Origin of the sequence: Pseudomonas sp. FSL R10-0399, assembly GCF_009600165.1 — a bacterium.
In the GTDB taxonomy this organism is placed as follows: Bacteria; Pseudomonadota; Gammaproteobacteria; order Pseudomonadales; family Pseudomonadaceae; genus Aquipseudomonas; species Aquipseudomonas helleri.
In genome coordinates, this window is the sequence record NZ_WIWK01000009.1 from 47,596 (window position 1) to 62,572 (window position 14,977).

At 58.2% G+C, this 14,977-nt stretch carries 15 protein-coding genes; 14 read left to right on the plus strand and 1 reads right to left on the minus strand.

The window, feature by feature from the left end; all coding sequences use genetic code 11:
• Nucleotides 1-173 precede the first annotated feature (173 nt).
• The 11 genes from glpD to GHO41_RS04480 all read left to right on the plus strand — a co-directional run bounded on the left by glpD (nt 174) and on the right by GHO41_RS04480 (nt 10,917).
• Nucleotides 174-1,712 carry a glycerol-3-phosphate dehydrogenase gene (gene glpD / locus GHO41_RS04430; protein WP_048369412.1) on the plus strand — a complete coding sequence of 513 codons (1,539 nt, stop codon included), beginning with the start codon at nt 174-176 and terminating at the stop codon, nt 1,710-1,712.
• A gap of 355 nt (nt 1,713-2,067) precedes the next feature.
• Nucleotides 2,068-2,982 carry a glutamate/aspartate ABC transporter substrate-binding protein gene (locus GHO41_RS04435; protein WP_048369411.1) on the plus strand — a complete coding sequence of 305 codons (915 nt, stop codon included), beginning with the start codon at nt 2,068-2,070 and terminating at the stop codon, nt 2,980-2,982.
• Between the two features lie 187 nt (nt 2,983-3,169).
• Nucleotides 3,170-3,916, plus strand: coding sequence for an amino acid ABC transporter permease (locus GHO41_RS04440; RefSeq protein WP_048386006.1), 747 nt, complete (start codon nt 3,170-3,172; stop codon nt 3,914-3,916).
• Entirely contained in the window at nt 3,916-4,590 is a 675-nt protein-coding gene (locus GHO41_RS04445) for an amino acid ABC transporter permease (protein ID WP_048386004.1), read from the plus strand. The genes GHO41_RS04440 and GHO41_RS04445 overlap by 1 nt, the downstream gene beginning before the upstream one ends.
• On the plus strand, nt 4,587-5,321 hold the full coding sequence (locus GHO41_RS04450) for an amino acid ABC transporter ATP-binding protein (protein ID WP_048386002.1): 735 nt from the start codon (nt 4,587-4,589) through the stop codon (nt 5,319-5,321). Before GHO41_RS04445 ends, GHO41_RS04450 begins: the two co-directional genes overlap by 4 nt.
• Nucleotides 5,322-5,478: 157 nt before the next feature.
• Nucleotides 5,479-7,383 (plus strand): ATP-binding protein, encoded by a 1,905-nt coding sequence (locus GHO41_RS04455; RefSeq protein WP_048369407.1) that lies wholly within the window; start codon nt 5,479-5,481, stop codon nt 7,381-7,383.
• Nucleotides 7,380-8,705 carry a sigma-54 dependent transcriptional regulator gene (locus GHO41_RS04460; protein ID WP_048369406.1) on the plus strand — a complete coding sequence of 442 codons (1,326 nt, stop codon included), beginning with the start codon at nt 7,380-7,382 and terminating at the stop codon, nt 8,703-8,705. The genes GHO41_RS04455 and GHO41_RS04460 overlap by 4 nt, the downstream gene beginning before the upstream one ends.
• 8 nt (nt 8,706-8,713) lie before the next feature.
• Nucleotides 8,714-9,040 carry a GlpM family protein gene (locus GHO41_RS04465; RefSeq protein WP_174479326.1) on the plus strand — a complete coding sequence of 109 codons (327 nt, stop codon included), beginning with the start codon at nt 8,714-8,716 and terminating at the stop codon, nt 9,038-9,040.
• Between the two features lie 154 nt (nt 9,041-9,194).
• Entirely contained in the window at nt 9,195-10,115 is a 921-nt protein-coding gene (locus tag GHO41_RS04470) for an arginase (RefSeq protein WP_153428084.1), read from the plus strand.
• A complete protein-coding gene (locus GHO41_RS04475) occupies nt 10,112-10,486 on the plus strand; it encodes an EamA family transporter (protein WP_048366986.1) in 375 nt (124 codons plus the stop codon). Before GHO41_RS04470 ends, GHO41_RS04475 begins: the two co-directional genes overlap by 4 nt.
• A gap of 29 nt (nt 10,487-10,515) precedes the next feature.
• Nucleotides 10,516-10,917 (plus strand): EamA family transporter, encoded by a 402-nt coding sequence (locus tag GHO41_RS04480; RefSeq protein WP_153327264.1) that lies wholly within the window; start codon nt 10,516-10,518, stop codon nt 10,915-10,917.
• A 121-nt stretch (nt 10,918-11,038) separates the two neighbouring features.
• Here GHO41_RS04480 and GHO41_RS04485 read toward each other — a convergent pair whose 3' ends face one another.
• Entirely contained in the window at nt 11,039-11,797 is a 759-nt protein-coding gene (locus GHO41_RS04485; RefSeq protein WP_048366987.1) for a MipA/OmpV family protein, read from the minus strand.
• A 226-nt stretch (nt 11,798-12,023) separates the two neighbouring features.
• On the opposite strand from GHO41_RS04485, the gene GHO41_RS04490 reads away from it, so the two are divergent.
• The 3 genes from GHO41_RS04490 to GHO41_RS04500 are packed head-to-tail and all read left to right on the plus strand — an operon-like array spanning nt 12,024 to nt 14,969.
• The gene (locus GHO41_RS04490) at nt 12,024-12,719 is read left to right on the plus strand and encodes an MtnX-like HAD-IB family phosphatase (RefSeq protein ID WP_048366988.1); all 696 of its coding nucleotides are present in this window, start codon (nt 12,024-12,026) and stop codon (nt 12,717-12,719) included.
• Nucleotides 12,712-14,106, plus strand: a complete 1,395-nt coding sequence (locus GHO41_RS04495; RefSeq protein ID WP_153327219.1) for an aspartate aminotransferase family protein — start codon at nt 12,712-12,714, stop codon at nt 14,104-14,106. The genes GHO41_RS04490 and GHO41_RS04495 overlap by 8 nt, the downstream gene beginning before the upstream one ends.
• Entirely contained in the window at nt 14,103-14,969 is an 867-nt protein-coding gene (locus GHO41_RS04500) for a carboxylesterase (protein ID WP_048366990.1), read from the plus strand. The genes GHO41_RS04495 and GHO41_RS04500 overlap by 4 nt, the downstream gene beginning before the upstream one ends.
• The last annotated feature ends 8 nt before the right edge of the window (nt 14,970-14,977 follow it).

The following is a 14,977-nucleotide window of genomic DNA, read 5'->3' on the forward strand; positions in this document are numbered from 1 at the left end:
TCCCACAAAACGCCCTCCCCAACCTAAATGTTCGAAAATCTTCCTTTCAACGCTCTTCGATGAGTTTTTTCAATCGAAGTAAGCTGGCTGTGCGCGTCTTTATCCGCTAACATTTTCGAAAATGAACATTAATGTTCGAATTCAAATATGCGTGAACAACGCGAGGCCCCGACATGCCCTTGACCACCTTGCCTGCCACCCCCCTCTCAGAGGTATACGACGTTGCCGTGATTGGCGGCGGGATCAATGGTGTCGGCATTGCGGCTGACGCTGCAGGTCGCGGCCTGTCGGTATTCCTGTGCGAAAAAGACGACTTGGCCAGCCATACCTCGTCTGCCAGCAGCAAGCTGATTCACGGCGGCCTGCGCTACCTTGAACATTACGAGTTCCGCTTGGTGCGCGAAGCCCTGGCCGAGCGTGAAGTGTTGCTGGCCAAAGCCCCGCACATCGTCAAACCCATGCGCTTTGTATTACCGCATCGCCCGCACCTGCGTCCGGCGTGGATGATTCGTGCGGGTCTGTTTCTATACGACAACTTGGGCAAACGCGAAAAACTCGCCGGCTCTGTCAGCCTCAAGTTCGGCGCTGACAGCCCGCTCAAGCCTGAGATCACTAAAGGCTTCGAATACTCCGATTGCTGGGTCGACGACGCCCGCCTTGTCGTACTCAATGCCATGTCTGCGCGCGAAAACGGCGCTCACATCCACACCCAGACTCGCTGCGTCGGCGCGCAACGTAGTAAAGGCCTGTGGGAATTGAACTTTGAGCGCGCTGACGGCAGCCTGTTTTCGATTCGCGCCAAAGCCTTGGTGAATGCTGCCGGCCCTTGGGTTGCCAAGTTTATTAAAGAGGATCTGAAACTGGACTCGCCGTACGGTATCCGCCTGATTCAAGGCAGCCACCTGATCGTGCCCAAACTGTATGACGCGCCTAACGCGTTTATTTTGCAGAACGAAGACCAGCGGATCGTATTCACCATTCCGTACCTGGACCAGTTCACTATCATTGGCACCACAGACCGCGAATACACGGGCGACCCGGCCAAGGTCAGCATCACCGAGGCAGAAACCGATTACCTGTTGAACGTGGTCAACTCGCACTTCAAGCAGCAACTGAGCCGTGACGACATTCTGCGCACCTACTCGGGCGTACGCCCACTGTGCAATGACGAGTCGGACAACCCGTCAGCGGTAACCCGCGATTACACCTTGTCTCTGTCAGGCGCTTCGGGCGAAGCCCCGCTGCTGTCCGTATTCGGTGGCAAATTGACCACTTACCGCAAGCTGGCCGAGTCGGCCATGGCGCAACTGACACCGTTCTTCACCCAGATAAAACCGAGCTGGACGGCCACAGCGACCTTGCCGGGCGGTGAAGACATGACCACGCCTCAAGCCCTGAGCGCGGCTCTGATCAGCAAACATAACTGGCTGGACGCGGCCATTGCCAAACGCTGGGCAATTACCTATGGCAGCCGCTCCTGGCAGTTGCTGGACGGCGTGCAAAGCTTGAGCGAGATGGGTGAGCACATCGGCAGCGGCCTCTACAGCCGCGAGGTGGACTACCTGTGCCGCCAGGAATGGGCACTGGATGCGCAGGATATCCTGTGGCGCCGGACCAAATTGGGCCTGTTCACCACTGCCGCCGAGCAAGAGCGCCTGGCGCACTACATGGCCAGCCTGAACCTCAAGCAGCGCAAGGTTGAAGCGGCTTAACCCCTTCACGTATGAGTGCGCCATTGCAGGTGTAAACCCCGCGATCTTTTAAACATAGAAAGATCGCGGTGTTGCATCTCCCCCACCGATAAGCGGTATTTCCTCATTCGGTTTTCCGAACGATTATCGCCCTGCTATTCGGCTTTCCGGGCGCAACGCCCTCCAACCCCCACCTAGAAAAACTTTAAAACCTATACAAATCAATAGGTTGAAGTTTAATTCCGTCTCTGGCATGACTCATGCTCTACACTCAGGGCCGAATGCGAAAACAGCGTTTAATCTGTTTAGCGTTTCGAAGTATCTAAAGGGCTCGTGAACGGGCTCAAATAAAAAAAACAATGTCGAGGAAAAATCGATGCGCATCGTTCCGCAACTTTTGAGTGCAGCCATTGCTGTAGCTCTGATTAGCACTCCAGTATTCGCCGCTGAACTGACCGGCACACTGAAGAAAATCAAAGAATCCGGCACCATCACCCTTGGGCATCGTGACTCCTCCATCCCGTTTTCTTACATCGCTGACGCATCAGGCAAGCCGGTTGGCTATTCCCACGATGTGCAACTGGCAATCGTTGAAGCGCTGAAAAAAGACCTGGACATGCCTGACCTTAAGGTCAAGTACAACCTGGTCACCTCCCAGACCCGTATCCCGCTGGTACAAAACGGTACCGTTGACGTTGAATGTGGCTCCACCACCAACAACGCCGAACGCGCTCAACAAGTGGATTTCTCGGTCGGCATCTTCGAAATCGGTACCCGTCTGCTGTCCAAAAAGGACTCGCAGTACAAAGATTTCGCTGACCTGAAAGGCAAAAACGTCGTCACCACCGCAGGTACTACCTCCGAGCGTATCCTCAAGGCCATGAACGCTGACAAGCAGATGGGCATGAACGTGATCTCGGCGAAAGACCACGGCGAAGCCTTCAACATGCTTGAGTCGGGCCGTGCGGTTGCCTTCATGATGGACGACGCCCTGCTGGCCGGTGAAATGGCCAAAGCCAAGAAGCCGGATGACTGGGCCGTAACAGGTACACCACAGTCGTACGAAATCTACGGCTGCATGGTGCGCAAAGGCGACCCGGACTTCAAAAAGGCTGTAGATGACGCCATTGTTGCTTACTACAAGTCGGGCAAAGTTAACGATTCCTACAAGACGTGGTTCCAGTCCCCTATCCCGCCAAAAGGTCTGAACCTCCAGTTCCCGATGAGCGACCAACTTAAAGCCCTGATCGCCACTCCAAATGACAAGCCTGCGCCTGACGTCAAAATCTGATTTTTGACCAGCCCCCGAGCGTGAATGACTCCGCTCGGGCGCTTTTATCACCTGCGGTACTAGCCATAAGTAAGCACTCGAACCGCTGGTTGTCGAGCGGGACGGGTGTGCCCGACTGCACTGTCGGAGAGAACGGATTCCCTGAAGCAAGTGCTTGTCTATAGACCCATCTGAGGGGAGACCCTGAATGAATTACAACTGGGACTGGAGCGTATTCTTCAAGTCCACCGGCGTAGGCAGCGAGACGTATCTCGACTGGTTTATTACCGGACTGGGCTGGACCATCGCGATCGCTGTTGTCGCCTGGATTGTTGCGCTGATACTGGGTTCGCTGCTAGGCGTGATGCGCACCTTGCCGAACCGTTTTATCGCGGGTATAGCCACGGTTTACGTGGAAATTTTCCGAAATGTACCCCTGCTGGTACAGCTGTTCATGTGGTACTTCCTGGTACCCGATCTGCTGCCGCAAAACCTGCAGGACTGGTACAAGCAAGACCTCAGCCCGACGACCTCGGCCTACCTGAGCGTAGTGGTGTGTCTGGGTCTGTTTACCGCCGCACGGGTGTGCGAACAAGTGCGTACCGGTATTGAAGCCTTGCCGCGCGGCCAGGAGTCGGCTGCCCGTGCCATGGGTTTCAGCTTGTCGCAAATCTACTGGAACGTGCTGCTGCCCCAGGCTTACCGCATCATTATTCCGCCGCTCACCTCTGAGTTCCTCAACGTGTTCAAGAACTCCTCGGTGGCGTCCCTGATCGGTTTGATGGAGCTGCTGGCGCAAACCAAACAGACGGCCGAGTTCTCCGCCAACCTGTTTGAAGCCTTCACCCTGGCCACGCTGATCTACTTCACCCTGAACATGAGCCTGATGTTGCTGATGCGCCTGATCGAGAAGAAAGTCGCCGTGCCCGGTCTGATGTCTTTGGGGGGTAAATAATGGACTTCTTCGATTTCAGCGGTATTGTTCCAGCCCTGCCGGGCCTGTGGAACGGCATGATCATGACCTTGAAGCTGATGGTGCTCGGGGTTATCGGTGGTGTTGCACTCGGCACCGTGCTGGCATTGATGCGTTTGTCGTCCAGCAAGTGGATGGCCAATCTGGCCGGCGCTTATGTGAACTACTTCCGCTCGATCCCGCTGCTGCTGGTGATTACCTGGTTCTACCTGGCCGTGCCGTTCGTGCTGCGCTGGATCACCGGCAAAGACACGCCAATCGGTGCTTTCGAGTCGTGCATGGTGGCTTTCGTCATGTTCGAAGCCGCTTACTTTTGCGAGATCGTACGGGCCGGTGTGCAGTCGATTCCCAAAGGCCAGATGGGCGCAGCCAAAGCGTTAGGCATGAGCTACGGCCAGGCCATGCGCCTGATCATCCTGCCTCAGGCGTTTCGCAAGATGACCCCGTTGCTGTTGCAGCAAAGCATCATTTTGTTCCAGGACACCTCGCTGGTTTACACCGTGGGCCTGGTTGATTTCCTCAATGCTTCGCGCTCCAGTGGCGATATCATCGGCCGCTCCAACGAATTCCTGATTTTCGCCGGTCTGGTGTATTTCATCATCAGCTTTTCCGCCTCGCTGCTGGTCAAGCGTCTGCAAAAAAGGTTTGCCGTATGATCTCGATCAAGAACATCAACAAGTGGTACGGGGACTTCCAGGTACTGACCGATTGCAGTACCGAAGTCAAAAAAGGCGAAGTGGTTGTAGTCTGCGGCCCGTCGGGCTCGGGCAAATCGACCTTGATCAAGTGCGTCAACGCCCTTGAGCCGTTCCAGAAAGGCGACATCGTGGTTGACGGCACATCGATTGCCGACCCGAAGACCAACCTGCCAAAACTGCGTTCGCGCGTTGGCATGGTGTTCCAGCATTTCGAACTGTTCCCGCACATGACCATCACCGAAAACCTGACCATTGCGCAGGTCAAGGTACTGGGTCGCAGCAAGGAAGAAGCCACCAAGAAAGGCCTCGAACTGCTGGAGCGCGTAGGTTTGTCGGCCCATGCTCACAAGCACCCTGGCCAGTTGTCTGGCGGTCAGCAGCAGCGTGTCGCCATTGCCCGCGCCTTGGCCATGGACCCGATCGTCATGCTGTTCGACGAACCGACCTCGGCACTCGACCCGGAAATGGTGAACGAAGTACTCGACGTGATGGTGCAACTGGCCCACGAAGGCATGACCATGATGTGCGTAACCCACGAAATGGGTTTTGCACGCAAGGTGGCCAACCGGGTGATCTTTATGGACCAGGGCAAAATCGTCGAAGACTGTGAGAAAGAAGAGTTCTTCGGTGATGTAAGCGCCCGTTCCGAGCGTGCCCAGCACTTCCTCGCCAAAATCCTGCAGCACTAAATAGCACCACTGTAGTCGCTGCCGAAGGCTGCGATAAGGGCCGAAGGACCTTCGCTTTCAATAGAGCCGGGGCTGCGATGCAGCCCATCGCAGCCTACGGCAGCGACTACATGTCCGTAATACATTAGTGCGCAGTGGTTGACCCAAGGCATCTGTGATGAAATGCGACCCCAACCTTTATCGCGGTGCCCCGCCCTCACTTGCCGTGAAACCACGTCTGCTTCGTCACTTGCTGCTGCCGCCGCTGATTATCCTGATGATGATCGGGTTAGGTTATGCGGGTTACCGCATCAGTGAACATTTTGGCATCACCACTCTGAGCGAAAGCGGCGAGCGCCAGCTTGAACTGCACGCGCGCACGGTCGAAAGCGAACTCAGCAAATACACTTACCTGCCCAGCCTGCTAGAGCTGGAGTCCAGTGTGTCCTCATTACTGGCTGACCCGAGCGTGCAAAACCGGGTCGCCGTCAATCAATACCTCGAAGGCTTGAACCGCCGCAGCCGCAGCCGGGCCATCTACGTGCTCGACACCACTGGCCGGGTCGTCGCCACCAGTAACTGGCGGGATGTCGACAGTTACCTGGGCGAGGACTTGTCTTTCCGCGCCTATTTTCAGGACGCGGTACGCGGCCAGCCCGGGCGTTTCTATGGCATTGGCAGCACCACGGGTGAGCCGGGTTATTACCTGGCCCATGGCCTGGAAGAACAAGGCAAGATCATTGGCGTCGCGGTGATCAAAGTGCGTCTCGAAGCCCTGGAAGAACGCTGGCAACGCGCGCGCCTCGAAGCCTATGTGAGCGATGAAAACGGCATCATTATCCTGTCCAGCGATCCAAGCCGGCGGCTCAAGTCGGTACGCCCGCTGACTGCAGACATCAAAGAGAAGCTGGCCCGCAGCCTGCAGTACTACTGGTGGCCACTGATCGAACTCGAACCCCTTGAGCGCGAGCGACTGGGCGACGGCGTTGAAAAAGTCACCTTTACCGCCAACAGCGAAGTGGTGACCGACGACAAAGAAGTCAGCTATCTGGCACAGACCCGCAGGCTTAACGACACGCCGTGGGACATCACCCTGCTGACGCCCTTGCAGGACCTGCGCCGTGAAGCTGCCAACCAGGGCATGCTGCTGGCAGGTGCGTTTGCGCTACTGGCCTTTCTGCTGATTGCCTGGAATGAACGGCGCAAAGTTATCGCCACCCGGCTGGCAGCCCGCGAGGCCTTGCAAGAGGCCAATAGCCAGCTGGAACGCAAAATCACTGAGCGCACCGCTCACTTGCGCGCCAGCAACGAACGCCTCAAAGGCCAGATTCGCGAGCGGCGCCAGGCCGAAGAAACCCTGCGCCGCGCCCAGGACGAGCTGGTGCAGGCCGGAAAACTGGCGGCCATCGGCCAAATGTCCACCAGCATTGCCCACGAACTGAATCAGCCTCTGGCGGCCCTGCGCACCCTGTCCGGCAATACCGTGCGCTTTCTGGAGCGCGGCGACCTGACCGTTGCGGCCAACAACCTCAGCACCATTAATAACCTGGTCGATCGCATGGGCCGCATCACCGCCAACCTGCGCTCGTTTGCCCGACGCGGCGACGATCATGGCCAGGCCAACCTGAACAAAGCGGTCGAAGCCGTGCTGCAACTTCTCGCCAGCCGTCTTGAAGGCTCCGGCATTGAACTGCAACGACACTTCAGCGATGCCGACCTCAAGATCGATCAAACCCGGCTTGAGCAGATCCTGCTCAACTTGATCGGCAACGCCCTCGACGCCCTGCAAGAGCAGCCAACAGCCCCGCAGCTGTGGCTTGAGGGCGAACACATCGACGGCAAATACCGCCTGCGCGTGCGCGACAACGGCCCCGGCATTGACCTCGAAAACCGTAAGCATCTGTTTGAACCGTTTTTCACCACCAAACCCGGCGAACAAGGCTTGGGCCTTGGCTTGACGCTGTCTGCCAGCCTCGCCGCAGCAGCGGGCGGTAACCTCAGTGTCGAGTTTCCGCAGGCCGGTGGTGTTGCGTTTGTCCTCCTTTTACCGCTGGTGCAACCCGCTAAGGCCGAGCCGATATGAACCACGAGCTGACCGTCCTGATTGTTGAAGACGACCCTCACGTACTCTTGGGATGCCAACAGGCGCTCGCGCTGGAAGACATTCACAGCGAAGGCGTCAGCAGCGCCGAACAGGCGCTGGAACGGGTGGGTGATAACTTCCCCGGCATCGTCATCAGTGACATTCGCTTACCGGGCATCGATGGCCTGGAGCTGCTCAAACGCCTCAAGGCCCGCGATCGCAGCCTGCCGGTGGTGTTGATTACCGGGCACGGCGATATCTCTATTGCCGTGGGTGCGATGCGTGACGGCGCCTATGACTTTATGGAGAAGCCGTTTTCCCCGGAACGGCTGGTCGATGTCGCACGCAGAGCGCTGGAGCAACGCAGCCTGGCCCGTGAAGTGTGGTCGCTGCGCCGGCAACTGGCCGAGCGCGACTCGCTTGAGGGGCGCATCATCGGCCGCTCCCCGGCCATGCAGCAATTGCGCGAATTGATCGCCAACGTCGCCGATACGTCAGCCAACGTGCTGATTGAGGGCGAAACCGGCACCGGCAAAGAACTGGTCGCCCGTTGCCTGCATGACTTCAGCCGCCGCCAGCCCCAGCAATTTGTCGCGCTCAACTGCGGCGGGCTCCCGGAAAACCTGTTTGAAAGCGAAATCTTCGGTCACGAAGCCAATGCCTTTACCGGCGCCGGTAAACGCCGGATTGGCAAAATCGAACACGCTAATGGCGGCACACTGTTTCTCGACGAAGTTGAAAGCATGCCGCTCAACCTGCAAATCAAATTGCTGCGGGTGTTGCAGGAGCGAACCCTGGAACGTCTGGGCTCGAACCAGAGCATCGACGTCGATTGCCGGGTCATTGCCGCGACCAAGTCCGACCTTGATCAACTGGGCAAAGCCGGCCAATTTCGCAGCGACCTGTATTACCGCTTGAACGTGGTCACCCTCGAACTGCCGCCCTTGCGTGAGCGTCGCGAAGATATCCTGCAACTGTTCGAATATTTCCTCCAGCAGTCGTCCCTGCGTTTCGACCGCACCGCACCAGAGCTGGACAATCAAACCTTGTCCAACCTCATGAGCCATGATTGGCCGGGTAACGTGCGCGAACTGCGCAACGTGGCCGAGCGCTTTGCCCTGGGCCTGCCCGCGTTTAAAAAGCCCGGCAGCAATGCCTCGCAAGGGTTGGGCTTTTCCGAGGCCGTCGAAGCCTTCGAACGGACCTTGCTCAGTGATGCCTTGCAACGCAGCGGTGGCAACTTGACGCAAGCCAGCCAGGAACTGGGCATGGCCAAAACCACGTTATTCGACAAAGTTAAAAAATACGGACTCGCACACTGATGGATCTGATTCTTAAAGCGGCGTTGGGGGCAGCGGTCGTCATCATCCTGGCGATCCTGGCCAAAACCAAAAACTACTACATTGCAGGGCTGGTGCCGCTGTTCCCGACCTTCGCCTTGATCGCCCACTACATCGTCGGTAAAGGGCGCTCGGTAGACGACCTGAAGACCACCATTGTGTTCGGCATGTGGTCGATCATCCCCTACTTCGTTTACCTGGCCGCGTTGTACGTGCTGGTCGACCGATTGCGTCTTGAAGCTTCGCTGGCGCTGGCAGCAGTGGCCTGGCTGATGGCTGCCACTGTGCTGGTGAGCGTTTGGGTACGGTTGCACTGACCCCCCTCTCTCGCGATTTTTAAAAGATCAAAAGATCGCGAGACAAGCTCGCCCCTACAGACGGCAGATTTGCAAAGCGGGCACGCACCTTGCATTTACCCTGAAAAGCCCGCCCGGCCTGGTCCGGCGGCGATTGAATGGGGTAAATATCACATTGAACATTCTCGATCTCGATCACAGCCTGACCGCTCAAGCGCCTATTGCGCAGCGATTGGCCGATGGCCGCGCAACCCGCCTCGATTTATTGGCCTTGGGCCCGAAATTACGTCTCTGGTCAACCGAGCGCAATTACCAGCGTTTCGTCAAACAGCTGCAGCAACGCCCAAAACCCCGTGCCAACACGCCGGAAATCTTCTTTGTCGGCTCCGGTGACTATCACCATCTCACCCCGGCCCTGCTGGCTGATCTGAGCGAGCCGGTGACGCTGATCCACTTCGATAACCACCCCGACTGGGTTCGCTTTGCACCCCGCCGTCATTGCGGGTCGTGGGTCAATCGCGCACTGAAACTGCCGAATATCAAACGCATCGTCACCCTCGGCCCGTGCAGCGATGACCTGGAGAACCCGCAGTTCAAGGGCGGCAACCTCGGGGCCGTACAACGGGGCGACTTGCAGCTCTTCCCCTGGCAACACGCGCCCACCAAAGTCTGGGGGCGGATCGGTGATGCGGCAGGCCATGAACAACGGGAAAACCTCCTGCACTGGCGCAACTTGGCCGATCAGGATTGGCCAACTTTTATCGACCAATTGATTCAGGGCCTGCCGACAGAGGCTATATGGATCACCATCGACAAAGACGTGCTGGCCAGTGAAGACGCGGCCACCAATTGGGACCAGGGCGGCATGCGTTTGAGCCACTTGTTGCACGCCATCCGCGCCCTGGCCGCGAGCAAGCGTGTGCTGGGCATTGATGTGTGCGGCGAGTTTGCCAAAGCCCCGCACAGCAACGTGCTCAAACGCTGGGAGGCCAAGTCCGATCAACCGCCGCCGGAGCGCTGGAGTGACACTGACCTCTTGCGCAACTCAACCACTAACGACGCGCTGATTGCGCTGTTTGAGGAGTTGTTCCCGTGACGCTGATTGTGATTTTGCTGGTGGCGTTTTCTATAGTCCTCGATGTCATCGGCCAATTGTGTTTCAAGGTCGGCCTCGACCGTTTGCCTGAGCTCGAAGGCGGTTTTCGCCTCAATGCGTTCTGGGGCCAGGTGTTTAACGCGCCCCTGCTGTGGGCCGGGATCGGCGCCTATGTCATCGAGTTTTTTGTCTGGCTCGAAGCGCTGTCACGCGCACCGCTGAGCCTGTTATTCCCTGCCGCCGCACTGGCGTATTGCGGCGTGGTGTTCGCTGGCAAGGTGTTTTTGGGTGAACACGTCAGCCGTCGGCGCTGGATGGGAACCCTGGTGATCACCCTTGGCGTGATGCTGGTCTGCATCGCCGGAGCGTAAGGAGCTAATGCGTGGAAAAGACTGAACCGATGAACACAACAACCGACGGCTGGCTGCATGGCCGCTTGGGCACCGTGGTGCTGTGGGCGCTGCTGATCATCCTCGAAAGCGGCGGGCAAATCGCTACCAAAGTCGGCGGCGACCAACTGGGCCAGATGGATTTCACCCTGCAATGGTTGCAAGCGGTCATGACCAACCCGGGTGTTTGGGTGGCGATTGCCTGCTACATCGGGGCCTTTTTTGTGTGGATGCTGATTCTGCGGCGCAGCAGCCTGTCGCTGGCCTTCCCGCTGAGTTCGCTGGTGTTTGTGGGGGTTTTGCTGGGGTCGTGGCTGGGGCTGGGAGAACACATCAGCCTGCTGCACTGGGCGGGCGTGGCGGTGATTATTGTCGGCATTGCCTTACTTGCCGATGGTGAACCAGAACACTGACTGTAGTCGCTGCCGAGGCACGAAGGCTGCGATGGGCTGCAACAGGTTGCGAAGCGACCTCAAGACGGCGGTCCTGCGGCCCGCATCGCAGCCTTCGTGCCTCGTCAGCGACTACAGGTGTTTAGAACTTGTAGCTCACCGCTGTTTGTACCGTGCCCTGGTTCACATCGCCTATTTCTTTGACGATGCTGCTGTCCGCCGCCGAGCCGACCAGGCGTATCCAGCTCGCGCTGGCCACCAGCGACCAATGCTGCGCCAGCGGGAATTCAAAGTTCTGGGTCAGGGTGACGTTCTGGAAACCGCCACTGGCGTTGTACCGCGCAATGCCCGACGCCTGGGCCTCACTGGCATTGACCCCAAAGAAGGTCGACATCTGCCGGCCATCGGCAAAGTGCGCTGACAATTGGCTGCTGCCAATAATCCCGAAGCCCAGCGGATAACCCAACTCGCCGCCCACCTGGCCCAACACCCCGCCCTGCCCGCCAGCGGCGCCCACCGCCTGGCCCACTTGCACATATAAACGCCAGAAGTCAGCCGGGCTGTATTGAACAAAGCCGCCCAGTTGCGCCATGTCGGACACATCGCGCAAGCCGCGCAGCGAGCCGTTGGCATTACGCCCCGGCAAATAGTTGATGAATGGCCCCGCCGTCCAGCCATTGGCGTTGAGCGCGTTCCAAGTCAGGCCGTCGTCGGTGTCCAGGCTGAAATCGCCCCAGTCCACATCGAAATACGGCAACGGCACTGTCTGGTAGCGGCTGCCACTCGGGTCGTAGGGCTGATAGCCCACCCCTACGCCTGCTTCACCACTCGGGCCATCGGCCGCGTGCGCACCGGCGCTTAGCAGAGTGAACAGCACAAAAGCAGACAAAGGCGTTTTCATAAAACGGGTTCCATAGAAATTCATGCGCGCATCAATCGCTTTTTTGGCTGATCGACGCAAGCACTGATGTTGTTTGTAGCGAGCTACAAAAATTGTAGCTCCACAACGTCAATTTGCTCGCACCCGCCTCCAAGGCCCGCGCCAGCTGGGCTTTGGCAAGTTGGCACAGTCGATGCAATTGCCTGTTCATGCGCAAACAGCGCCTCTCCTCAACAGGACAATGCAGATGATGCAATGGCATATCGTGTGTGATTTCGACGGGACCATTACCCGCACCGACGTCATCGACAACATTCTTCAACGCTTCGCTGACCCTAGCTGGGAGACGATCGAAGAACAATGGGTGCAAGGTGAAATCGGTTCGCGTGAATGCCTGAGCCGCCAGCTGTCGCTGGTCAAAGCCTCGCCAGCCGAATTGCTGGCTTACTTCGATACGGTGGAGATTGACCCGGACTTCCCGGACTTCGTCGATCACGTCATCGGCCTCGGCGCCACCCTGGAAGTGGTCAGCGACGGCATCGAGCAAGGCATCGCGCGCATCCTGGCACGCAATTACGTGACCCTGCTGCCGATCCTCGCCAATCGCTTGCGTCAGGTTGACCAGAACAGCTGGCGCATTGACTTCCCTTACTCCAGCGACGCCTGCCGCGCCGCCTCGGGCAACTGCAAATGCAAGTCCACGCCCAGCGGCAAGCGCGTGCTGGTGATTGGCGATGGCCGTTCCGACATGTGCGTGGCCTCGTCCGCCGACTTCGTGTTTGCCAAAGACAGCCTGGCCGAGCACTGCGAGCGCAACGGCATCCCGTACGCACGCTTCGACTCTTTCTCTGAACTCCCGGCCTTGCTCGCCAAATTGCCAAGCAACGCCGCTAACGCCCCTCATTATTCTCGTGACCAGCAGGAACTCTTCAATCATGTCTGATATTCGAATCGCTACCGCTGAAGACCAGATTCTTCTGGAAAAAGAAGCCAAGTACTGCTCGTATGGCGATACCGTTCACTACATCGAGCCACCACGTATTTTCAGCCGCTGCGAAGGCTCCTACGTTTGGGACACCGAAGACCAGGCCTACCTTGACCTGCAAATGTGGTACTCGGCGGTTAACTTCGGTTACGCCAACCCACGCCTGAACAACGCGCTGAAACAACAGATCGACACCCTGCCGCAGATCGCCAGCCAATACCTGCACAAAGGCAAGATCGAGCTGTCGGAACGCATCGCAGTCGACGCCAAAAACAAGTTCGGCCTCGACGGTCGCGTGCACTTCAACGTCGGCGGTTCGCAGTCCATCGAAGACTCCCTCAAAGTGGTGCGTAACGCCAGCAACGGCAAAAGCCTGATGTTCGCCTTCGAAGGCGGCTACCACGGCCGTACCCTGGGCGCGTCCTCGATCACCTCGAGCTACCGCTACCGTCGCCGCTACGGCCACTTCGGTGAGCGTGCCAACTTCATCCCGTTCCCGTACCACTTCCGCGGCCCTAAAGGCATGACCAAAGAAGAATACGGCAGCCACTGCGTACAGCAATTCGCCCGTCTGTTCGAAACTGAATACAACGGCGTGTGGGACCCGAAAGTCGGTCAAAGCGAATACGCAGCGTTCTACGTCGAGCCGATCCAGGGCACCGGCGGCTACGTGATTCCGCCGATGAACTTCTACCGCGAACTCAAGCAAGTGCTCGATCAGCACGGCATCTTGATGGTGGTCGACGAAATCCAGATGGGCTTCTGGCGTACCGGCAAGCTGTGGTCGATCGAACACTTTGACGTCAAACCTGACGTGATCGTCTTCGGCAAGGCGCTGACCAACGGCCTCAACCCGCTGGGCGGCATCTGGGCCCGTGAAGAGCTGATCAACCCGAAGGTATTCCCGCCAGGTTCGACTCACTCCACCTTCGCCTCCAACCCGCTGGGCACCGCCGTGGGCCTGGAAATGTTCAAAATGACCAGCGAAGTCGATTACGGCGCGATGGTCATGGCCAAGGGCAAATACTTCCTGGAAGGCCTGCAAGAGCTGCAAAAACGCTACCCGATCATCGGCGATGTCGACGGTCTGGGCCTGGCCCTGCGCTGCGAAATCTGCGGCCCGGACGGCTTCACGCCAGACAAGGCAACCCTGGACTACATGGTTGAAGAAGGCATGAAGGGCGACATCGAAATCGACGGCAAGCGTCTGGGTCTGATTCTGGACGTGGGCGGCTACTACAAAAACGTCATCACCCTGGCACCGTCGCTGGAAATCAGCTACGAAGAAATCGACCTGGGCCTGGCCCTGCTCGACCGCCTGCTGCACCGGGCGATGAAACGGTGAACGCGTCAGAGATCGATCTGGGCGAAGGCGACGCCGGTTTCGTTCTCGGCACAGGTGAGGTCGGGATCCTGTTGATCCACGGCCTCACCGGCACCCCGACGGAACTCCGTCGGGTGGCCCAGGGCCTGGCCAAAGACGGTACGTGCACGGTGTACGTTCCGACCCTGGCCGGGCACTGCGGTGACAACAGCGACCTGCAAGCCACCGGCTGGCAAGACTGGTACGAAGGCGTGCGCAAAACCTTCGCCGGCATTCGCCAACGTCACCAGCAGGTGTTCGTCGGCGGCTTGTCGATGGGCGCCGTAATGTCGATGTACGTGGCCTCCGAGCACCCCGGCCAGGTCGCCGGTTTGCTGATGTATTCCACCACCTTGCGTTACGACGGCTGGAGCATCAACAAGCTGGCGTTTTTGACCCCGCTGCTGATGGCGATTCCGGGCGGTGTGCACCTGTGCAGCTTTGAAGAAAAGCCGCCTTACGGCATCAAGAACGAGCGCTTGCGGGCGATTGTCGAGCGCCAGATGAAAGCCGGCGAAAGCAGCAATGCCGGGTTGTTGACGATGGAAGGCGTGACCGTGCGCGAACTGCACCGGATGAACGCTGTGGTGAAAAAACGCATGCCGTCGATCACCACGCCTGCACTGGTGCTGCACTCCATCGAAGACGACATCACCAGCCGCTGGAACGCCGATTACGTGGAGCGCCACTTGGGCGGCCAGGTAACCAAAGTGTTGCTCGACAACTGCTACCACATGATCACCGTCGACCTGCAATACCGCCGCGTGATCGAGTTGAGTGCCGCCTTCGTAAAAAAGAACAGCAACGTGACAACGCAACCGATTGAGTATTTGCAACAAGCCTGACCCCAAGG